Annotated in this window: 20 protein-coding genes; 11 read left to right on the plus strand and 9 right to left on the minus strand. The window is 63.8% G+C overall.

All coding sequences use genetic code 11. The features are described from left to right. Nucleotides 1–4: 4 nt before the first annotated feature. The 8 genes from fdhF (at nucleotide 5) to ACWTU9_RS01460 (ending at nucleotide 7594) form a co-directional block, all read left to right on the plus strand. Nucleotides 5–2917 carry a formate dehydrogenase subunit alpha gene (gene fdhF, locus ACWTU9_RS01425; protein WP_455856763.1) on the plus strand — a complete coding sequence of 971 codons (2913 nt, stop codon included), beginning with the start codon at nucleotides 5–7 and terminating at the stop codon, nucleotides 2915–2917. A gap of 242 nt (nucleotides 2918–3159) precedes the next feature. Continuing rightward, the gene (locus ACWTU9_RS01430) at nucleotides 3160–3384 is read left to right on the plus strand and encodes a hypothetical protein (protein ID WP_455856764.1); all 225 of its coding nucleotides are present in this window, start codon (nucleotides 3160–3162) and stop codon (nucleotides 3382–3384) included. Next, nucleotides 3384–4211, plus strand: coding sequence for a formate dehydrogenase accessory sulfurtransferase FdhD (gene fdhD / locus ACWTU9_RS01435; protein WP_455856765.1), 828 nt, complete (start codon nucleotides 3384–3386; stop codon nucleotides 4209–4211). Before ACWTU9_RS01430 ends, fdhD begins: the two co-directional genes overlap by 1 nt. Beyond that, nucleotides 4201–4515 carry a formate dehydrogenase subunit delta gene (locus tag ACWTU9_RS01440; protein ID WP_454576668.1) on the plus strand — a complete coding sequence of 105 codons (315 nt, stop codon included), beginning with the start codon at nucleotides 4201–4203 and terminating at the stop codon, nucleotides 4513–4515. Before fdhD ends, ACWTU9_RS01440 begins: the two co-directional genes overlap by 11 nt. A 138-nt stretch (nucleotides 4516–4653) precedes the next feature. Beyond that, nucleotides 4654–6207: an alpha/beta fold hydrolase gene (locus ACWTU9_RS01445; protein ID WP_455856766.1), complete on the plus strand. Its 1554-nt coding sequence runs from the start codon at nucleotides 4654–4656 to the stop codon at nucleotides 6205–6207. Between the two features lie 109 nt (nucleotides 6208–6316). Continuing rightward, a complete protein-coding gene (locus ACWTU9_RS01450; RefSeq protein WP_454588159.1) occupies nucleotides 6317–6796 on the plus strand; it encodes a carboxymuconolactone decarboxylase family protein in 480 nt (159 codons plus the stop codon). A gap of 76 nt (nucleotides 6797–6872) precedes the next feature. Further along, a complete protein-coding gene (locus tag ACWTU9_RS01455) occupies nucleotides 6873–7235 on the plus strand; it encodes a nuclear transport factor 2 family protein (protein WP_454576671.1) in 363 nt (120 codons plus the stop codon). Between the two features lie 44 nt (nucleotides 7236–7279). Continuing rightward, nucleotides 7280–7594: a hypothetical protein gene (locus ACWTU9_RS01460; protein WP_455856767.1), complete on the plus strand. Its 315-nt coding sequence runs from the start codon at nucleotides 7280–7282 to the stop codon at nucleotides 7592–7594. A 149-nt stretch (nucleotides 7595–7743) separates the two neighbouring features. Here ACWTU9_RS01460 and ACWTU9_RS01465 read toward each other — a convergent pair whose 3' ends face one another. From ACWTU9_RS01465 to ACWTU9_RS01500, 8 genes are all read right to left on the minus strand, one after another. Further along, the gene (locus tag ACWTU9_RS01465; RefSeq protein ID WP_455856768.1) at nucleotides 7744–8229 is read right to left on the minus strand and encodes an ester cyclase; all 486 of its coding nucleotides are present in this window, start codon (nucleotides 8227–8229) and stop codon (nucleotides 7744–7746) included. Nucleotides 8230–8431: 202 nt separating this feature from the next. After that, nucleotides 8432–9859, minus strand: coding sequence for a gamma-aminobutyraldehyde dehydrogenase (locus ACWTU9_RS01470; protein ID WP_455856769.1), 1428 nt, complete (start codon nucleotides 9857–9859; stop codon nucleotides 8432–8434). An 81-nt stretch (nucleotides 9860–9940) separates the two neighbouring features. Further along, a complete protein-coding gene (locus ACWTU9_RS01475; RefSeq protein ID WP_455856770.1) occupies nucleotides 9941–10756 on the minus strand; it encodes an ABC transporter permease in 816 nt (271 codons plus the stop codon). Continuing rightward, a complete protein-coding gene (locus ACWTU9_RS01480; RefSeq protein WP_455856771.1) occupies nucleotides 10746–11714 on the minus strand; it encodes an ABC transporter permease in 969 nt (322 codons plus the stop codon). Before ACWTU9_RS01480 ends, ACWTU9_RS01475 begins: the two co-directional genes overlap by 11 nt. Next, nucleotides 11711–12709 carry an ABC transporter ATP-binding protein gene (locus ACWTU9_RS01485; protein WP_455856772.1) on the minus strand — a complete coding sequence of 333 codons (999 nt, stop codon included), beginning with the start codon at nucleotides 12707–12709 and terminating at the stop codon, nucleotides 11711–11713. The genes ACWTU9_RS01480 and ACWTU9_RS01485 overlap by 4 nt, the downstream gene beginning before the upstream one ends. Before the next feature lie 171 nt (nucleotides 12710–12880). Continuing rightward, nucleotides 12881–14035, minus strand: a complete 1155-nt coding sequence (locus tag ACWTU9_RS01490) for an ABC transporter substrate-binding protein (protein ID WP_455856773.1) — start codon at nucleotides 14033–14035, stop codon at nucleotides 12881–12883. Nucleotides 14036–14311: 276 nt separating this feature from the next. Then, on the minus strand, nucleotides 14312–15223 hold the full coding sequence (locus ACWTU9_RS01495; RefSeq protein ID WP_454576699.1) for a LysR family transcriptional regulator: 912 nt from the start codon (nucleotides 15221–15223) through the stop codon (nucleotides 14312–14314). Nucleotides 15224–15293: 70 nt separating this feature from the next. Further along, on the minus strand, nucleotides 15294–16070 hold the full coding sequence (locus tag ACWTU9_RS01500; RefSeq protein WP_455856774.1) for a DeoR/GlpR family DNA-binding transcription regulator: 777 nt from the start codon (nucleotides 16068–16070) through the stop codon (nucleotides 15294–15296). Nucleotides 16071–16495: 425 nt separating this feature from the next. On the opposite strand from ACWTU9_RS01500, the gene ACWTU9_RS01505 reads away from it, so the two are divergent. Further along, complete coding sequence (locus ACWTU9_RS01505; protein WP_454588165.1) at nucleotides 16496–17380, plus strand: phosphotransferase; 885 nt, start codon at nucleotides 16496–16498, stop codon at nucleotides 17378–17380. Continuing rightward, nucleotides 17377–19830 (plus strand): GcvT family protein, encoded by a 2454-nt coding sequence (locus ACWTU9_RS01510; RefSeq protein ID WP_455856775.1) that lies wholly within the window; start codon nucleotides 17377–17379, stop codon nucleotides 19828–19830. The genes ACWTU9_RS01505 and ACWTU9_RS01510 overlap by 4 nt, the downstream gene beginning before the upstream one ends. A gap of 8 nt (nucleotides 19831–19838) precedes the next feature. On the opposite strand, the gene ACWTU9_RS01515 is transcribed toward ACWTU9_RS01510, so the two are convergent. Continuing rightward, nucleotides 19839–20471 (minus strand): class I SAM-dependent DNA methyltransferase, encoded by a 633-nt coding sequence (locus ACWTU9_RS01515; RefSeq protein WP_455856776.1) that lies wholly within the window; start codon nucleotides 20469–20471, stop codon nucleotides 19839–19841. A gap of 106 nt (nucleotides 20472–20577) precedes the next feature. Between ACWTU9_RS01515 and ACWTU9_RS01520 the strand changes: the two genes are divergently transcribed. After that, nucleotides 20578–21480 (plus strand): phosphotransferase, encoded by a 903-nt coding sequence (locus tag ACWTU9_RS01520; protein WP_455856777.1) that lies wholly within the window; start codon nucleotides 20578–20580, stop codon nucleotides 21478–21480. The last annotated feature ends 1 nt before the right edge of the window (nucleotide 21481 follow it).

Here is a 21481-nt window from a genome sequence, read left to right on the forward strand (position 1 = left end):
GCAGATGAACATCAAGGCCGACTTCCCGACACTCATCGAAGAACTCGACTACGGAACCCCGGAATCGAAGGCGCAAAAGCAGGTCACGCTGATCGTCGACGGCCGCTCGATCAGCGTGCCGGAGGGTACGTCGATCATGCGCGCGGCGATGGAAGGCGGGGTCGAGATCCCAAAACTCTGCGCCACGGACATGCTGGACTCGTTCGGCTCCTGCCGCGTCTGCCTCGTCGAGATCGAAGGGCGCGGCGGTACGCCGGCATCCTGCACGACGCCGGTCGGCGAAGGCATGGTGGTGCGCACGCAATCCGAGCGGCTCGATGCTATCCGCCGCGGTGTCATGGAGCTTTACGTTTCCGACCATCCGACCGGCTGGAACGAGAAGGCCGGTACCGGCGCCAGCGAGTTCGACGTTGTGGCGAAGTCGGTCGGCCTGACCGAGAACCGCTTCGGCATCGAGGGCCGCAACCACGTCAAGCAGGAAAACGGCGTCGCGCCGGGCCATGGCTCGCTGGCGGTCGACTACATCGCCCGCGATGAATCCAACCCCTATTTCACCTATGATCCGGCGCAATGTATCGTCTGCTCGCGCTGCGTGCGGGCCTGTGAGGAGGTGCAAGGCACCTTCGCGTTGACGATCGAGGGCCGCGGTTTCGAATCGCGCATGGTCGCCGGCATGCATGAGGATTTCATCGCCTCCGAATGCGTGTCCTGCGGCGCCTGCGTGCAGGCCTGTCCGACCGATGCGCTGCGTGAAAAGACCGTGCTTGAGAAAGGCATGCCCGAGCGCTCCGCCGTCACCACATGTGCCTATTGCGGCGTCGGCTGTTCTTTCAAGGCCGAAGTGAAGGGCGACGAGGTCATTCGCATGATGCCCTACAAGGACGGCAAGGCGAACCATGGCCACTCCTGCGTGAAAGGCCGCTTCGCCTATGGCTACGCGACCCACAAGGACCGCATCCTGTCGCCGATGATCCGGGAAAAAGTCAGCGATCCCTGGCGGGAGGTGAGCTGGGAAGAGGCGATCGCCCATACGGCCAAGGAATTCCGTCGTATCCAATATCAATACGGACGCACCTCGATCGGCGGTATCACGTCCTCGCGCTGCACGAATGAGGAGACCTATCTGGTCCAGAAGCTGGTGCGCCAAGGCTTCCGCAACAACAATGTCGACACTTGCGCCCGGGTCTGCCACTCGCCGACCGGCTACGGTCTCGGCCAGACCTATGGGACCTCGGCCGGCACTCAGGATTTCGATTCCGTCGACTTCACCGATGTCGCCGTCATCATCGGCGCCAATCCGGCTTCCGCCCACCCTGTGTTTGCTTCGCGGCTGAAGAAGCGGCTGCGCCAGGGCGCCAAGTTGATCGTGCTCGATCCGCGCCGTACCGAAATGGTCAAATCGGCGCATGTCGAGGCCGACTACCACCTGCCGCTGAAGCCCGGCACCAACGTGGCGGTGCTGACGTCGCTCGCGCATGTCATCGTCACCGAGGGGCTTTTCGACGAAGCCTTCATCCGCGAACGCTGCGACTGGACGGAGTTCCAGGACTGGGCTTCCTTCGTCGCATTGCCGGAGAACAGCCCCGAGACCGTCGGCAAGCTTTCCGGCGTCGACCCGGAGCTGATCCGGGGTGCTGCGCGGCTCTATGCCAAGGGCGGCAACGGCGCGATTTACTACGGCCTCGGCGTCACCGAACACAGCCAGGGCTCGACCACGGTTATGGCTATCGCCAACCTTGCCATGGCGACCGGCAATATCGGCCGCCCGGGCGTCGGCGTGAACCCGCTGCGCGGCCAAAACAATGTGCAGGGCTCATGCGACATGGGTTCGTTCCCGCATGAACTGCCGGGCTACCGCCACATCTCCGGCGAGGCGGTGCGCGACATCTATGAGAGCCTGTGGGGCGTGAAGCTCGACGACGAGCCGGGCCTGCGCATCCCCAACATGCTGGATGCCGCTGTCGACGGTTCGTTCAAGGGCATCTACATCCAGGGCGAGGACATTTTGCAGTCCGACCCTGACACCAAGCATGTCGCGGCCGGCCTGGCGGCGATGGAATGCGTGGTCGTGCACGACCTGTTCCTGAACGAGACAGCGAACTACGCGCATGTCTTCCTGCCGGGCTCGACCTTCCTGGAGAAGGACGGCACCTTCACCAATGCCGAGCGCCGCATCAACATGGTGCGCAAGGTGCTGGAGCCGAAAGCGCGCTACGCGGACTGGGAAGCGACGCAGGAGCTTGCCCGTGCGATCGGGCTTGACTGGAACTACCAGCATCCCTCCGAGATCATGGACGAGATCGCCAAGACGACGCCAAGCTTCGCCGGCGTCTCCTTCGATCTGCTCGACCGTGTCGGATCGGTGCAATGGCCCTGCAACGAGAAAGCCCCGCTCGGCACGCCGATCATGCATATAGACGGCTTCGTGCGCGGCAAGGGCAAGTTCATCCGCACAGAATATGTGGCGACCGACGAGCGGACCGGGCCGCGTTTCCCGTTGCTGTTGACCACCGGCCGCATCCTCAGCCAGTACAATGTCGGTGCACAGACAAGGCGCACCGAAAACGTCATGTGGCACTCGGAGGACCGGTTGGAAATCCATCCGCACGATGCCGAGAACCGCGGCCTGCGCGATGGCGACTGGGTGCGGCTGACAAGCCGTTCGGGCGAGACGACGCTGCGTGCGCAGATCACCGACCGGGTGTCGCCCGGCGTGGTCTACACGACGTTCCACCATCCCGACACCCAGGCCAATGTCATCACCACCGACTTCTCGGACTGGGCGACCAACTGTCCGGAGTACAAGGTGACGGCCGTGCAGGTAGGCGCCTCCAACGGGCCTTCGGACTGGCAGCGCGACTATGACGAGCAGGCGCGCAACAGCCGCCGCATCGCTCCGCTGCAGGCGGCGGAGTAAGCGCGGAAGGGTCCTATCTTGATGGCTGGTCGACCCCCACTCCGTCGAGCTTCGCTCGACACCTCTCCCCCGATCGACGGGGGAGAGGAAGGGCGTGAGCTTATAATGGCAGGCTCCCTTCCTCTCCCTCCGGAGGGGGGAGAGGTGGCGCTGCGAAGCAGCGACGGAGTGGGGGAAGACCTCCGAGAGCAAATGCCGTTTGAGGCTGGCGAGCAAATCTTGGCGACCTTGGAGGCAACAACGTGACCCAAAGAGAAGCCTATGAAAAGCTTCTCCGCTTGTGTGAGAAGCAAGGCGCAGACCTGAACCAGTTTTTACTCGACATTCAAGGACAGGCGACGGAGGACGACTTCGACAGACTTCGCCACATTGTCGCGCATGTAATGGCCGATGGGCACTACGAAGCCTTTAGATCGATTGCGCGAGATGTTCCGGAACTGACGCCGGATTGGTTGAAGCAAAGCTGATGCGTACCCGCAAGCCGATCAGTCAGATCTCCCGCCTCGCGCACCGCGCCAGCGGCACCGCCGCCGCGAACCGCATGGTGCCGGAGGAGACGCCGGTGGCGTTCTCCTTTGCCGGCACCACACATGCGGTGATGATGGCGAGCCCTGCCGACTTCGAGGATTTTGCACTCGGCTTCTCGCTGACCGAAGGCATCATCGCGCTGCCTGACGAGATCGAAGCCATCGAGGTCGAGGATCATGGCGCCGGCATCGATATCCAGATCCGGCTGAAGGACCAGGCCAATACGCGCTTCGAGGCGCGACGCAGGCGCCTGGCCGGGCCGGTTGGCTGCGGGCTGTGCGGCATCGAATCCATCGAGGAAGCGATGCGCTCGGTCGACAAGGTTGGTGCGTCGAAACTTACGCTTGAAGCCGACGACATCGTACGGTCAGTCAGGCTGCTGTCGAAGGTGCAGCCGCTGCATTCCGAAACCGGCGCCGTGCACGCTGCGGGCTTCTATGTGCCCGGCAAAGGCATCGTCATGGCGCGCGAGGATGTCGGCCGCCACAATGCGTTGGACAAGCTGGCCGGCGCGCTGGCGAAAGCCGGCATTGACGGCGCCACCGGTGCTGTCGTCGTGACCAGCCGCGTCTCGGTCGAGATGGTGCAAAAGACGGCGGCCATCGGCTCGGCTTTCATCATGGCCGTCTCGGCGCCGACAGCACTTGCCATCCGCACTGCCGAAGAAGCCGGTATGACACTGGTGGCGCTGGTGCGCGGCGACGATTTCGATGTTTTCACCCACCCGAAACGGGTGGTCTTGGGAGTTGCCCAGCATGTCGCATGACGAAGACCACATCACGAGCACCAGGGAAAAGCTGGTGCGCATGGCCAACCAGATTGCCGCCTTCTTCCATTCCAGGCCGCGCGAGGAAGGCGTGGCGGGTGTAGCCGAGCACATCAACAAGTTCTGGGAGCCCAGGATGCGCCGCCAGTTCTTCGAGATGCTGGACAGCGGCGGCGAAAATTTCGACGAGCTTGTCGTCGTGGCTTCGGCCAGGATCAAGCGGCCGAAGACCGAGGAGCAGGCCGATATCAGCATCGGCTACGTCCAACCCACGGGTGCAGAGAGCGCCGCTCCCCAGAAATAGCCGATCGCCGGAATAACCGGGCGAACGCAGTTCGGGTCGCCAGGCTATATTCCTGTCTTCTAAAGTTTGACTGCCGCATCCGGCAGGTGTCTGCTATGGTCGACGATCAGAAGTCGTCTGGCCGGGCGGGATGCAGTCGTGAGGCCGATCGAGACGCGATATGCCCTCAGCGGCGACGTGCGGATCGCCTATCAGGTGGTCGGCCAGGGATCGTTTGACCTGGTTTTCGTGCCCGGCTTCATTTCCAATCTCGACCTGCATTGGGAAGACGAAGGTTATACCAGGCTGTTGAAACGGCTCTCGGCGTTCTCGCGGCTGATCCTGTTCGACAAGCGCGGCACCGGCCTGTCCGACCGGGTCGACCCGCGCCATCTGCCCAACCTCGAAACCCGCATGGACGATGTGCGCGTGGTGATGGATGCCACCGGCAGTGGCCGTGCGGCCTTGCTCGGCGCCTCGGAAGGCGCGCCGCTGGCAATGTTGTTCGCCGCCACTTATCCGGAGCGAACACGGGCGTTGGCGCTTTATGGCGGCTATGCGCATTTCCACAAATGGGTGATGCCGCCCGAACGCCTCGAGGCCTTCATCGCGACCGCGGGCACAGCCTGGGGCACCGGCGCCACTCTGCCCAACTTTGCGCCGGGCCGCGTCGATGACGCGCATTTCACCCAGTGGTGGGCGCGCTTCGAACGGCTGTCGGCGAGCCCGACGGCAGCGGCCGCCCTAGCCCGGATGAATGCCGGGGTCGACGTGCGCGGCGTACTTTCGGCGATCGGCACACCGACGCTGCTCATCCATCGCCGCAACGATGTGCGGGTCGACCCCGACGCCAGCCGCTTCTTGGCCAAGAAGATCGCGAATGCGCGATTGATCGAAATCCCCGGCCGCGATCACCCGATCTGGACCGGCGATGTCGACCGGGTGGCAGACCTGATCGAGGAATTCCTGACCGGCGAGCGCGCCGTAATCGAAGCGGAGCGCGTGCTTGCCGCTCTTCTGGCGACACGCATCTATGACACGGCGCGGGTGGGCGACCGCATGTGGAGCGAACGCAGCGAGCGCTTCCAGGAGAGCTGGCGGCAGCTGGTCGGCCGTCATGGCGGACGCGCCGCCGGCATCCATGGCGAGCTGATGGTCGCGCGCTTCGACGGGCCGGCGCGGGCCATACGCTGCGCGGCGGCGCTGCGCGATACGGCGCAGCATATGGGCATTGCAAGCGCCCAGGGCACGCATGTCGGCGAGGTCGAAATGCGCGGACCGCCGATGGGGCTGATGGCACGGGTGACGATGCAGATCGCCGCCCACGCCGGGCGCGGCGAGATACTGGCGTCGCGGCTGGTCGCCGACCTCGCCGCCGGTTCCGGCCTGCATTTCGTCGATGCCGGCCGTGTCGCGCTGGATGAGCTGGACGAGCCGCTGGCGCTGGTCCAGGTGACGTCGGAACAGCATCTCGAGCCCGCTTGCCGTCCCAAGGCCAGGCCTGCCGAGCCTGCTCAACTGACGGCGCGCGAAAGCGAGGTGGTCAGCCTGATCGCCGACGGCAAGAGCAATGCCGCAATCGCTGCCGAGCTGAGGCTGAGCGAGCATACGGTCAAGCGTCATGTAGCCAACATATTGCTGAAGCTCGACCTGCCGTCGCGGGCAGCGGCGGCGGCATTTTCCGCCAGACACACTGGCCCGGACGGGCCATAGGAGCCATGGCGCTTTCGGGCGAAGCGGCCAACGGCGCGCAGGCGCTACGAATTCTCTCCATGCAGCCCAGGCGGATGTCGCCGGGAAGGCGCTGCGAACGGAGGATGCAATGCTGAAGTCAAACAGGTCGATCAAATCGCTGGTGATAGCGGCAGGCGTTGGCGCACTGTTCACGATCGCCCCTGCCAAGGCCGAGGACGCCACGGCGGCCGCCGCCTACAAGGACATCGAGGCGACACTCGGCTCGGTGCCGGACATGTTCAAGACGCTGCCCGATGTCGCGGTTGCCGGCGCCTGGGCCGAGATCAAGGGCGTGCAGCTCAACCCCAAGACCGCGCTCGACGGCAAGACCAAGGAGCTGATGGGGCTGGCCGTCGCCTCGCAGATCCCCTGCCAGTACTGCATCTATTTCCACACCGAGGCCGCCAAGCTCAATGGCGCGACCGATGAGGAGATCAAGGAAGCGATCGCGATGGCGGCCATCGTGCGCCACTGGTCGACGATGCTCAACGGCAGCCAGGTCGATTTAGCGACCTTCAAACAGCAGACCGACGGCGTGTTCGCGGCCGTCAAAGCCAAGTCGCAGTGAAAGACCCTGCCCGGCGATGGGCGCCGGGCAGCCCTTTTTGTCATCAACCGCCCATCGAGGGGCCATGGAGGAAAAGATGCTGACCAAGACGCAAAGCGTTGACGGCGCGGCGATCAAGAAAGCGATCGAAGGACGGGACGGCAGGACGTTGGCGAGCTTCTACGCCGACGATGCGCTGGTGCGGGTGATCGATCGCAACAACCCGCCGAGCAAGCCGCGCGAGATCCGTGGCCGGGCGGCGATCAGCACATTCTGGGACGACATCTGCAGCCGGGCAATGACCCACAAGGTCGACACCACCATCGCCGATGGCGACAACCTCGCCTTCACCCAGGCCTGCGCCTATCCGGACGGAACCAAGGTGTTCTGCGCGGCGATGCTGGAGTTGAAGAACGGACGCATTGCACGACAGACCGTCGTGCAGGCCTGGGACGAGTAGGCCACCTAACCGCGGCCTGGGCCGCAAAGCCGGAGGAGACAAAAATGTTCAGCGCCAGATGGCAGATCGACGCCAAATTCGGGCACAAGCAGACCGTGCTTGAACTGCTGAAGAAATGGGAGCGCGAGATCGGCTCTCAGGTTGGCATCGCCGACCTGGAGTTCCAGATCATGACCGGTTCGATCGGGGCGCGTGAGGCGACGGTGGAGTCTCATCACCAGGTCGAAAGCCTTGCCCAACTGGAGGCATTCTTCGCCAGGATCGCCAAGATCGACGCCCACGCCAAATGGGGCAAGGAGATGGAGCCCTACGTCGTGTCGGGCACCAGCCTTTGGAACATCTATCGCATCATCGAGTAGTGGCCTGCTTCTTCGCCCCGTTCACGGGGAGAAGATGCCGGCAGGCAGATGAGGGACAGTGCCAGCTTAGCAGAAGTTTGCGCCGCCCCTCATCCGGCCCTTCGGGCCACCTTCTCCCCGTAAACGGGGCGAAGGGATGCGGCCGCGCCCTACATCAGGCCAAGCTGCTTGTAGAACCCTAGCGCGTCGTAATAGTCGCTCTGGGTCGCGATCTTGCCGTCCTTGACCTGGAACATCGAGGCGCCGGTAAAGGAGAACTTCTTGCCGGTCGCGGCGGTGCCGTCTCCCCAGGCGCCGGTATTGGTGCCGGAGAACTCCCATTCGAACGAGACGCGGTCGCCGTCGATCAACGGCTTGCCTTTCATCGTCCATACGGCATCAGGAACGGCCTTCAGGAAATTGTCGATGACGCCGGTCTTGGCGGCCTCCCTGCCCGCCACCGGCTTGCCGACGGAAGCGTCGTAGTAGGTGACGTCGTCGGCGAAGTAGCCGGCGGCCTTGGCCGAGTCATGCGCGTTCCAGGCCGCGACATAGGCCTCGACCACCGACTGCGCGGAGTCTCCGGCGAAGGATGGCGTCACGGCGAGAAGCGTGGCGGCGATGGATGCGGATATCAGAAACTGGCGGCGTTGCATTGTTGTTTTCCTCCCTTGGTTTTGAACGCTTGCATGCGCACTCGTCTTCCCCTTGTCCCATCAAAAGAGAAGCGAAGCTTGGTCTGGCGGGGGTGTTCCAGCGTGGCGCCAGCTTACCCCTCCCCAAGATCGCCCAACGCTTGGCTGTGCCTCAGCGGGGCGATCTATCCTCTCCCACAACAAGGGGAGAGGTAAAAGGCCGCTAGCCATGCGCGACCATCACATGCCGGACGGCGGTATAGTCCTCCAGCGCGTAGAGTGACATGTCCTTGCCGTAGCCGGACTGTTTCAGGCCGCCATGCGGCATTTCGTTGGTCAGCATGAAATGGGTGTTGATCCAGGTGCAGCCATATTGCAGGCGGGCGGCCGTCGCCATGGCGCGCGAGACGTCCTTGGTCCACACCGAGGACGCCAGGCCATAGTCGCTGTCATTGGCCCAGTTCACGGCTTCGTCGACTTCCGAGAAGCGGGTGATCGAGACGACCGGGCCGAACACTTCGCGGCGGACGATTTCGTCTTCCTGCAGCGCACCGGCAACCACGGTCGGCTGGTAGTAGAAGCCGGAGCCCTCGCCCGGTTTGCCTCCGGTGGTGATCTCGATGTGCTTCAATTCCGAGGCGCGCTCGACGAAGCTCGAGACGCGGTCGCGCTGGCGACGGGAGATCAGCGGGCCGATCTCGTTCTCAGTGTCATCTGGCTGGTTGTATTTGATGGTCGAGACCGCAGAGGACAGATCGGCAACGAGCTTGTCGTAGATCTTCTTGCCGGCATAGATGCGGCAGGCGGCGGTGCAGTCCTGGCCGGCATTGTAATAGCCGAAGGCGCGCAGCCCGTTCACCACCGCGCCGAGATCGGCGTCGTCGAAGACAATGACGGGCGCCTTGCCGCCCAGTTCCAGATGCGTGCGCTTGACCGACTTGGCGGCCGCCTGCAGCACCTTCTTGCCGGTGGCGACGTCGCCGGTGATCGAGATCATGTTGACCTTGGGGTGGTTGATCAGCGTGTTGCCAACGCTGTCGCCGCGGCCGAGCACGACGTTGACGACGCCCTCGGGCAGCACCTCTGCCAGGATCCTGGCCAGCTTCAGCGCCGTCAGCGGCGTCTGTTCCGACGGCTTGAAGACGACGGTGTTGCCGCCCGCGATCGCCGGCGCCAGCTTCCACGCCATCATCATCAGCGGATAGTTCCAGGGCGCGATCGAGGCGACGATGCCGATCGGGTCGCGCCGCACCATTGAGGTGTGGCCGGGGAGATATTCGCCGGCGACCACGCCGGGCATCGAACGCACCGCGCCGGCAAAGAAGCGGTAGCAGTCGACGATCGCCGGGATTTCGTCATTGAGCACGGCATTGATCGGCTTGCCGCAGTTCAGCGCCTCGAGCGCGGCGAACTCCTTGGCCTCGGCCTCGATGCGGTCGGCGATCTTGAGAAGATGGCCCGAGCGTTGCGCCGGCGTGGTGCGCGACCACGTGACAAACGCCTTTTCCGCCGCCGCCACCGCCGCCTCGATCTGCGCCGGGCTTGCTTCCGGCAGGTTGAGAATGGCCGCCCCCGTCTTTGGATTGAGGATCGGCTCCTCGGTCTCGGTGCCCTTGTCGAAGATCGCGCCGATCAGCATCTGAGTGTCCATGGATTTCTCCCTTGTCAGGAGCGAGTAGCGAACAGGGGCGGTCGTGCATCTTCCCTACTCGCTACTCGCTATTCGCTGTTTTCATTTTCCACTGCCGGCGATCTGGTCGCCGTCGCGGGTCAGATAGTAGGCAAACAGGATGGGCAGCAGCGTCACCAGAACCACGACCATGGCGACGACATTGGTGACCGGGCGCTGGCGCGGGCGGATCAGCTCCTCCAGCATCCAGATCGGCACGGTCTGCTGTTGGCCGGCGGTGAAGGTGGTAACGATGACCTCGTCGAACGACAGCGCGAAGGCCAGCATGCCGCCGGCAAGCAGTGCGGTCGCAATGTTAGGCAGCACGACGTGCCGGAAGGTCTGGAAGCCGTCGGCGCCAAGATCCATCGAGGCCTCGATCATCGAGCCCGAGGAACGGCGGAAGCGGGCGACCGCATTGTTGTACACGACGACCACGCAGAAGGTGGCGTGGCCGAGCACGATCGTCCAGAACGAGAAGGGGATGTCGGCCAGCGAAAAGGCTGAGCGCAGCGCGATGCCGGTGATGATGCCGGGCAGCGCAATCGGCAGGATGACGAGCAGCGAGATGGTCTCGCGGCCGAAGAATTTCGTCCGCGACACGGCGGCGGCGCATAGCGTGCCGAGTATCAGGGCAATCGCCGTCGAGATGGCGGCGACGCGGACCGAGAGCGACAGCGCCTGCCAGACATCCGGACGGTTCCAGGTGACGGCGAACCATTGCGTGGTCAGCCCCGGCGGCGGCCAGACGAAGCTCTTTTCTTCCGTGGTGAAGGCGTAGACGAAGATCAGCAGGATCGGCAGATGCAGGAAGAGCAGGCCGCAAGCTGCTACGATCTTGAGGCCGAGCGGGGCGGATTGCGAGCCGTCAGAGCGCATCGAAGGCCCCCATGCGCTTGGCGCCCCAGAGGTAGAAACCCATGATGATGATGGGCACGACGGTGAAGGCTGCAGCGAGCGGGATGTTGCCGGCGGTGCCTTGCTGCGAATAGACGGCCTGGCCGATGAACAGGCGCGACGTGCCTATGATCTGCGGGATGATGTAGTCGCCCAGCGTCAGCGAGAAGGTGAAGATCGAGCCGGCGACGATGCCGGGCAGCGCCAGCGGGAACAGCACGTTGCGGAACGTCTGGCCCGGCGACGCGCCGAGATCGGACGAGGCCTCGACCAGATTGCCGGGCACGCGTTCCAATGCCGCTTGCACCGGCAGGATCATGAAGGGCAGCCAGACATAGACGAAGGCGATGAAGGTGCCGGTGGCGGAGACCGATAGCGAGTTTCCGCCGACGACCGGCAGCGACAGCCAGCCGTCGAGCACCCAGAGCAGATGCAATTTGGCGAGCAGCCAGGTCAAAATGCCTTCCTTGGCGAGGATCAGCTTCCAGGCATAGATCTTGACCAGGTAGCTCGACCACAGCGGCAGCATGACGCCGAGATAAAACAGCGCCTTCCAGCGGCCGCGGGCATAGCGCGCCGCGTAATAGGCGATGGGGAAGGCGATGATGGCCGAAGCCAGCGTGACCAGCACCGCCATCGTCACGGTGCGCAGGATGATGTCCAGATTGGCGGCCTGGAACAGGTCGCCATAGGTCTTCAGCGTGAACTCATGGTTGATGAGACCGGAGAATTCGTCGATCGAGAAAAAGCTCTGCGCCAGGAGGGCGAACAGCGATCCGATATAGACGACACCCAGCCATATCACCGGCGGCAGCAGCATGAGGAACAGCAGCAATTGCGGCCGGCGCCAGAACAGGTCGGACAACGCACCGCGCATGCCACCGCTGCCGGGCAGGATGGCGGGGGCCGTGGCGCGCGGCATGGCGGCGTCGAGGCTCATGCCGGCTCATCCATCAGATGCAGGTGCTCGCGGTTGAAGGTGAGCACCACCGCTTCGCCTTCCGCCGGTAGTTTCGTGCCGGCCGGCACGATGGCGTGCAGCCGCAACCCATCGGCTTCAAGCGCCAGCCTTGTCGTAGCGCCGAGATAGTTGGCTCCGACCAGGCGCGCGGCAACGCCATCGCCTTTCGCGGCGCGGCCGATGCGAATGGATTCAGGACGCAAGCTGCCCCAGCGATGCTGGCCGGAATAGCGCTGGACGAAATCCGGCGGCAACACGTTGGAGGAGCCGACGAAATCGGCCACGAAACGTGTCTTCGGCCGCTGGTAGATGTCTTCCGGTGTGCCGATCTGCATGATCTTGCCATCGTTGAAGACGGCGACGCGGTCGGCCATCGACAGCGCTTCGCCCTGGTCGTGGGTGACGAAGACGAAAGTGATGCCGAGCGCCTTTTGCAGCGACTTCAGCTCTTCCTGCATGTTCTCGCGCAGCTTGAGGTCGAGCGCGCCGAGCGGCTCGTCGAGCAACAGCACCTTGGGCTGATTGACCAGCGCACGGGCAAGCGCGACGCGCTGGCGCTGGCCGCCGGAGACCTGGCCGGGACGGCGGGCACCATAGCCGGGAAGCCGTACCAGCGACAGCGCCTCTTCCGCCGCCTTCTGGCGCTCGGCCTTGGCGATGCCCTTGACCATCAGCCCGTAGGCGACATTGTCGAGGACGTTGAGATGCGGGAACAGTGCGTAGTCCTGGAACACGGTGTTGACGTTACGGCGATAGGGCGGCACGCCTTCGGCGCGCTCGCCGAAGATCGAGATCGAGCCCGAGGTCGGCTGCTCGAAACCGGCAATAAGGCGCAGGCACGTCGTCTTGCCGGACCCCGACGGACCGAGCATGGCGAAGAATTCGCCCGGCACGATGTCGAGATCAACAGCGTCGACGGCGCGAACGCTGCCGAAATGGCGTGAGACTTTCTGGAAGGAAACGGCCGAGGTCATGGGCTGCCAGTCTGTTTTTGGATCGAGTTGTGGCGAGTTCGCGCGACGCCTCACCTACCCCTTGTGGGGAGGTCGCGGCGAAGCCGCGGGTGGGGGTGGCCTAGCACGAACCGCGCTGTCCCCCACCCCGACGCTGCGCGTCGACCCTCCCCACAAGGGAGGGTAAGGCGATCAACGTCCGCCGATGACGCCGATATAGTCCGACACCCAGCGGTAATAGGGCACGCACTGGTCGTTCTGGGTGGCGCATTTCGAGACCGGGGTCTTCCAGAACTTGATCTTGTCGAAATTTTCGTAGCCGTTGGTCTTGCAGCCTTCGTCGGTCAGAAGCTCGTTGCCCTTGCAGGCGGCGGGCACCACGGGAAGCGAGCCGAACCAGGCCGAGACGTCGCCCTGGACCTTGGGCGACAGGGAGTGTTCGAGCCACATATAGGCGCAGTTCGGATGCGCGGAGTCGGCCTCCATCATGGTGGTGTCGGCCCAGCCGGTGACGCCTTCTTCCGGCACCGTCGAGGCGACCGGTTTCTTGGCGGCGACCAGCGTGTTGACCTGGTAGGGCCACGAGCCGGAGGCGACGACGCCTTCATTCTGGAAGTCGTCGACCTGGATGGCGGCGTCATGCCAGTAGCGGCCGACCAGCGTGCGCTGGACGCGCAGCAATTCGAGCGCCGCCTTGTACTGGTCTTCGTTCAGCTCGTAGGGATCCTTGATGCCGAGTTCCGGCTTGTGGAACATTAGATAGTTGGCGGCATCGGCAATGTGGATCGGGCCGTCATAGGCCTGGACGCGGCCCTTGTTCGACTTGCCGTCGGGCAGGTTCATTTCCTCGAAGACGATGTTCCAGCTCTTGGGCGCTTCCTTGAAGACATCCGTGTTGTACATCAGGACGTTCGGGCCCCACTGATAGGGAACGCCATAATGCACCTTGTCGACGGTGAACCAGGGCGCGTCTTTCAGGCGGTCGTCGACGCTCTTCCAGCTCTGGATGAGATCGGTGTTGATCGGCTGCACGCGCTTGCCGGCGACGAGGCGCAGCGAGGCGTCACCCGAAGCGGTGACCAGATCGAAGCCGCCCTCATTCATCAGCGAGACCATCTCGTCGGAGGTGTTGGCGGTCTTGACGTTGACCTTGCAGCCGCTCTCCTTCTCGAAGGCGGTCACCCAGTCATAGCCCTTGTCGGTTTCGCCGCGCTCGATATAGCCCGGCCAGGCAACGATGCTGACCTCGCCTTCGCCCTTGCCAAGCTCCTTGACCTGGGCGACGGCCTGACCGGAAAAGGTGAGCGCGACCGTCAGAGCCGTGCACGTCTTCAGAAATGAATTCATCGTCAATCTCCCATTTTGGCGCCTGACTGCGAAGCCGGTCTTCGCTGCGGTCAGCCGCAGGCTGAAAAGCGTCAGTTCGTCCGATGGACATGTCGCCGCTCTGATGGCGGCTTTCGTCCCTGAGATGAAAAGTGCTTGGAAAATTCCGGTTTCGCAAATTCATTTGTCAGAAACACGATATCGGTTTTTCCGATAGATAGATGCCAAATGCATGTCACTCAAAAGTGGCCCCGGTTTTGAGAGAACGACATGCATCAAAACAAAGACTTTACCCGATCAGCGCTGCTGGCGCACCGTGCGCTGCGACTGGGCGAGGCCGATGAAGTCGCGCGCCGCCTGTGGCAGGCCGGAGCCGCGGCGCCAGACCATGCCGACCTGGACCACCGGCAGAGTGCCGGAAATATCGCGCGATTCGATGCGGTCGCCTTCCAGCGACCATGGCCGATAGACGAGGTCAGGCAGCAGCGCCACGCCGGCGCCGGTGGCGACGAGGCTGCGTACAGCCTCGACGGAGCGGGTGCGGAAGGCGACATACGGCTTGGCGCCGATCGCCGCCAGAAGCTTGCCGGTGCTTTCCTCGATCTCGTCGACAGTGAGCATAATCAGCGGTTCGCCAGCAATATCGCCAATGCCGATAATGTCGGCGCTGGCCAGCTTATGGCTGAGCGGCACCCACAGCCGGTACGCCGAGACTTCGAGGATTTCCGACTGCAGCGCAGTGCGGTCACGCAAATTGGATGTGACCATGACGGCAATATCGAGCTTGCCGCCGATCAGGAGGTGCTCGAGATAGTCGCCATTGTCTTCGATGGCCGAGACTTCGACGCCGGGATAGGCGCGGCGATAGCGGGAAAGCAGATCGGACAGCACATAGCCGGCGACCAGCGAGGTGACGCCGAGCTGCAGGCGCCCGCCGGCCACCACCTGGTCGTCGGAGAAAGCGCGGCGCGCGTCGGAGACATCGGCCAGGATCTTGGTCGCATGACGCAAGAACTGGTGGCCTTTGTGGGTGATGTTGAGGCCGCGTGGATGGCGCTCGAACAGTTCGACGCCGAGGTCGCTTTCCAGCTCCTTGATCGCCTCGGTGACCGAGGATTGCGAGATGGAGAGGTTTTGCGCGGCGCCCGACACCGTGCCTTGCTCGGCGACGGCAATGAAGAACTGGAGCTGGCGGATGGTGAAGGCCATGGCCGGACTAAACACGGCGAAGCCGGCGCTGGGAAGTGGCAACCCCAAATGCCCGATCCGGCGACAGGATTCAGAACCCGGCTTCGCCGCCTGCGATGCTGAGCCGCGCACCGGCTCCGGCAAGGGCAGCGGCGATGTCATGCGGCGGCGGCTGGTCTGTGGCAAGTTCGGAAAACCCGTCAAAGCCGCAGACCTGGACCAGACCCTGGCGACCGAATTTTGTGTGGTCGGTGATAACAAGGGAACGCTGGCCGCGCGACAGCACCATGCGGGCGAACTCCGCCTCTTCCAGATCATAGTCCGCCAGCCCTGCGGCGGCGTCCACCGCGCCGATCGAGATCACCGCGTGGCTGACCGAGAAACGGCTGACGAAGTCGATCGCCGAGGCACCGAAGGCCGCGCCGGAATCGCTGCGCAGCTCGCCGCCTGCCATATAGACCTTGTTGCCGTTGACGGTGGCCAGCGTGCGGGCGATGTCGGACGAGTTGGTGACCACCGTCAGCCGCCTGTGGCCGAGCAGCTCGCGGGCCAGGAACGAGGTCGTGGTGCCGGTGTCCAGCATAACCGACTCGCCGTCGCGGATGGTGGCGGCGACCATGCGGGCAATCAGCCGCTTGGCCTCGGCATTGTCGCGCATGCGCCGTTCGAACGGCGCCTCGCCGGTCATCGACGGCAGGCCAATGGCGCCATGCATCTTCAGCACCGAGCCGTTACCGGTGAGCGGCTTGACATCACGGCGCACGGTTTCAAGCGAGACCCCCAGCCGGTCCGCCAGGCTGGCAATGGTGACGGTGCCCTCTTCCTTCAGGAGGCGGAGGATTTCGCCATGCCGTTTCGAATGGATCATGTAGCCTCCCGAATTCTACGACCTGCCCGATTTTAGGGCAATACAGACGTTTTTAAAGGAATTGCAGGCGGTTTCGGGCAAAACACCCAAAAAAAGTCACAACATTTGATTGACAGTCGGGCGGCACTGGCATGACATTGACTGCGTGACAGGCTTCGGAACTGCCACGGGAGGGTGATGGCAGAGCCGCAATTTCACGGACCGGACCGTCTGGCCAGACCGTCTGGGATTGATTTGGCGCAAGGACTTTTCAAATCCGCGGGGGCGGAGACCGGGTATCGAAACCTGGCCAAAGGGGCTCGTCGGTGCGGCGTGGGATGGGAGAGTCCCGGCGTCCCGCACCGACGAGATTTTTTGCGTTCCCCCGCCCTCTTTGCGCGGCGCAGGGCGCCTTGTCGAAGCTCCGCCAAATCAGGGATGGCCTTGTGACTGCTGAAGACCGCATCCGGGCCTTGCCCTGCTGGAATGGCAGCGTCGACATTGCGCCGCTGCCTGGCGGCCTCAGCAACGCCAACTATTTGGTCAAGGACGCCGCCGGGCGGCACGTCGTACGCTTCGGCCAGGACTATCCGTTCCACCACGTCTTTCGCGATCGCGAGGTGATGACGTCGCGGGCTGCACATGAAGCGGGTTTCGCGCCAGCGGTCCGATATTCCGAGCCCGGCATCATGGTCACGGAATTCCTCGGCGCAAAAACCTACGTCGCTGCAGACGTGCGCGCCAATATCGGCCGCGTCGCTGCACTGATGCGCGGGTTCCATCGCGAGATGCCCAATCACATCTCCGGCGCCGGCTTCATGTTCTGGGTCTTCCATGTCATCCGCGACTACGCGCGCACACTGAACGAAGGCGGCAGCCGCAAGCGCGACGAACTGCCACGGCTTTTGGCGCTGGCCGACGAGTTGGAGCGGGCGCAGAAACTGCTGCCAATCGTCTTCGGCCACAATGATCTTTTGCCGGCAAATATTCTTGACGATGGCGACAGGCTATGGCTGATCGACTTCGAATATGCCGGCTTCAACACCGCGATGTTCGACCTTGCCGGCGTTGCCTCCAATGCCGAGATGAGCGACGCGGACTCCTTCGCTTTCCTCACCGCCTATTTCATGCGCGAGCCGGATGAGGCGATCCGCCGTTCGCACGCGGCCATGCAATGCGCGTCGCTGCTGCGCGAGGCGATGTGGAGCATGGTTTCCGAGCTTTATCTCGATGCGCCGGGCATCGACTACGTCGCTTATACCGCAGAGAACCTGACGCGGCTCGACGCGGCGCTGGACAATTACCGCACGAAGTATGGGACACAGCCATGACCTTGCCCACCCATGCCGGCATCGTCGTCATCGGCGGTGGCATTATCGGCTGTTCGACAGCCTATCATCTGGCGCGCGACCACAAGGCCGATGTCGTCCTGCTGGAGCAGGGCAAGCTGACCTCCGGCTCGACCTGGCATGCGGCCGGGCTGGTCGGCCAGCTGCGCTCCTCGGCGTCGATCACCCGGGTGCTCAAATATTCGGTCGAGCTCTACAAGGGGCTGGAGGCCGAGACCGGGCTCGCCACCGGGTGGAAGATGACCGGGTGCCTCAGGCTCGCCACCAATGCCGACCGCTGGACGGAGTATAAACGACTGGCGACGACCGCCAGGAGCTTCGGCATGGATATGCAGCTGGTGTCGCCGGACGAGGTGAAAAAGATGTGGCCGCTGCTGGAGACCAGCGATCTCGTCGGCGCCTCGTGGCTGCCGACCGACGGCCAGGCAAGCCCCTCCGACATCACGCAGTCGCTGGCCAAGGGCGCGCGGATGCATGGCGCCAAGCTGTTCGAGGATGTCCGCGTTATCGGCTTCGACATGAAGGACGGACGCATCACCGCGGTGAAGACCAACAAGGGCGACATCGCCTGCGACAAGGTGGTGAACTGCGCCGGGCAATGGGCGCGTCAGGTCGGCGCCATGGCCGGCATTTCCGTGCCGCTGCAACCGGTCAAGCACCAGTACATCGTCACCGAAAAGATCGAAGGGCTGGCGACCGACGCGCCGACCATCCGCGACCCCGACCGACGAACCTATTTCAAGGAAGAGGTCGGCGGGCTGGTGATGGGCGGCTATGAGCCGAACCCGCAGGCCTGGGCGACCGGCCTGCCTGGCGGCGATGTGCCTGACGAATGGGAATTCCGCCTGTTCGACGACGATTACGATCACTTCGAGCAGCATATGAGCCAGGCGATCGCGCGCGTGCCGGCGCTGGAGCGGGCCGGTGTCAAGCAGATGATCAACGGACCGGAGAGTTTCACGCCGGACGGCAATTTCATCCTCGGTGTCGCGCCCGAATGCGCCAACATGTTCGTCGGCGCCGGCTTCAACGCCTTCGGCATTGCGTCGGGTGGCGGCGCCGGCTGGGTGCTGGCGCAATGGGTGGTCGACGGCGAGGCGCCACTCGACCTCTGGGTGGTCGACATCAGGCGCTTTTCCGGCCTGCACCGCGACCGGCAATGGGTCAGCGACCGCACGCTGGAAGCCTATGGCAAGCACTACACGATCGGCTTTCCGCATGAGGAGTACGTCTCGGGACGGCCACGCATCGTCTCGCCGCTCTATGACCGGCTGAAGCTTCACCGCGCCGTCTTCGGCTCCAAGCTCGGCTGGGAACGGCCGAACTGGTTCGCGCCTGAGGGCACCAGGCCGGAAGACATCTATTCGATGGGCCGGCAGAACTGGTTTTCAGCCGTGGGCGACGAACACCGGCATGTGCGCGAAAAGGTCGGCCTCTTCGACCAGTCCTCCTTTGCCAAATACGAGATGACGGGTGCCGATGCAGCCAAGGCGCTCGACTGGATCTGCGCCAACGATGTCGCCAAGCCGGCTGGACGGCTGACCTACACGCAACTGCTCAACACGCGCGGGGGCATCGAGGCCGACCTGACGGTGGCAAGGCTCGCCGAAGACAAATTCTACATCGTCACCGGCACCGGCTTCCGCACGCACGATCTCTCCTGGATCGGCGACCATGTCGGCAAGGACCTCGACGTGACGCTGAAGGATGTCACCGAGGATTTCGGCACGCTGTCGCTGATGGGGCCGCAGGCCCGCGACGTGCTGGCTGCGGTGACCGATGCCGATGTCTCGAACGCCGGCTTCCCGTTCGGCCATATCAGCGAAATCGCGATTGCCGGCCACACGGTTCGGGCGCTGCGCGTCACCTATGTCGGCGAACTCGGCTGGGAACTGCATGTGCCGATCGCCGCCACCGGCGAGATCTTCGACGCGCTCATGGTCGCTGGTGGGAAGCACGATATCCGCCCGGTCGGCTACCGGGCGCTGGAATCGCTGCGGCTGGAGAAAGGCTATCGCGCCTGGGGTTCCGACATCACGCCCAACGACACGCCGCAGGAGGCTGGCCTCGGCTGGGCGGTGAAGCTTCGGAAGAACACCGATTTCGTCGGTCGTCGGGCACTCGAAAAGATCAGCGGCGCCGAACTGAGGAAACGCTTTGCCGGCTTTACCGTCGACGATCAGGATGTCGTGCTCGTCGGGCGCGAGACGATTCTGCGCAATGGCCAACCGGTCGGTTACCTCACCAGCGGCGGCTATGGCTACACGCTGGGCAAGAACATCGGCTATGGCTATGTCCGCAATGCCGACGGTGTCAGCGACGACTTTCTCAACTCGGGCGATTATGAGCTGGTGGTGGCGATGGAACGGACGCCGGCCAAGATCCATCTCGAGCCGATGTACGATCCGGCGATGAGCAGGATCAAGGTATAGATCCTGGATCAGCTAACGCTCAGCACGAGGCCGCGGCTGGGCACCGTATCGGCCTCACCGGGCATCGAAACATAGGGCGCAGTCTCCTCGGCGCGGACCACCCTGCCCTCCGCTTCCAGCGCAGCGATGCGGTCGGCAAAGCCGGCGTTCCATAACGTGTTCTTGACCGTCAGCACGATAATGCCGCCCGGCCGGCAGATGCGGATCAGTTCGTCCAGCCCTTCGGCGCCGACATGGCCGGAAGTGAAAACGCCGGCCGAGACGATGCCGGCATAGGCATTGTCGGCAAAGGGCAGCGGGCCGCCGAGCGCCAGGCAATGCAGCGCCGAATAGACGCCCTTTGCTGCCGCCTTGGCGAGCATGCCCTGCGAAATGTCGAGCGCCTCGACCTGGGGATAACCGGTAATGGCCAGCCATTCGCCGATCAGCCCGGTGCCGGCGCCGGCATCGAGAAGCGGGCCTGCACCGCGCGGCAGATGGCGGGCGAGCAAGGCCAGGCAGATCGTCGGATGGCGGTAGCCGGCGGCCGACATGTCGGCATCGTAGGTTTCCGACCAGTTGTCATAGATCGCGGCCACGTCCTCGGGCCGTTGCGCCGCATAGGCGGCGCCGAGCCCGCCATGATCCTTGTTTCCCGCCATGGCTGTTTCTCCGCCAGCTCGCTGCTTACCCTTTATCGGATGATAGCCAAACGGCGAAAACTGTGGAACCGTTGCCGCAAGAAATAACACGGCCAGGGGAACAGGCATGGGGACGGAAGAGGCACGCGCGACACTTGCGGCGATCCCGGCATTGGCCGGCTACGACGGACCGCTGGAGCGATTGGGCGGAATGACCAATCTGGTCTTCCGGGCCGGCGATATCTGCCTGCGTATCCCCGGCAAAGGCACCGACGAATACATCAACCGCGCCAATGAAGCGGTGGCGGCGCGTGAGGCGGCGCGGGCCGGCGTCAGTCCCGAGGTGCTGCATGTCGACGCCACTACAGGCGTGCTGGCGAGCCGCTTCATTGCCGGTGCCGAGACGATGTCGCCGGAGAAGTTCAAGACCCGGCCGGGAAGCCCGGCACGCGCGGGCGAGGCCTTCCGCAAGCTGCACGCGTCCGACGCGGTGTTTCCGTTCCGCTTCGAGCTGTTTACGATGATCGACGACTATCTCAAGGTTTTATCGACCAAGGACGTCACCTTGCCACCCGGCTATCACGACGTGGTGCGCGAATCCGAAACCGTGCGGGCTGCCCTTGCTGCCCACAAGCTCCCGCTCGCCGCCTGCCATTGCGACCCGCTGTGCGAGAATTTTCTCGATACGGGCGAGCGGATGTGGATCGTCGACTGGGAGTATTCGGGGATGAACGACCCGCTCTGGGATATCGGCGATCTCAGCGTCGAAGGCAAATTCGACACTGCGCAAGATGAAGAGCTTATGCGCGCCTATTTCGGCGGCGAGGCGACGTCAGCCGAGCGGGGCCGTATCGTCATCTACAAGGCAATGTGCGACCTGTTGTGGACGCTGTGGGGGCTGATCCAGCTTGCCAACAACAATCCGGTCGAGGATTTCCGCGCCTATGCCGACGGGCGGTTTGCCCGCTGCAAGGCGTTGATGGAGACGCCGGAGTTTTCACGGCATCTGGCGGCCGTGCGCCAAGGTTAGG

This window comes from Mesorhizobium sp. 128a (genome assembly GCF_053848025.1).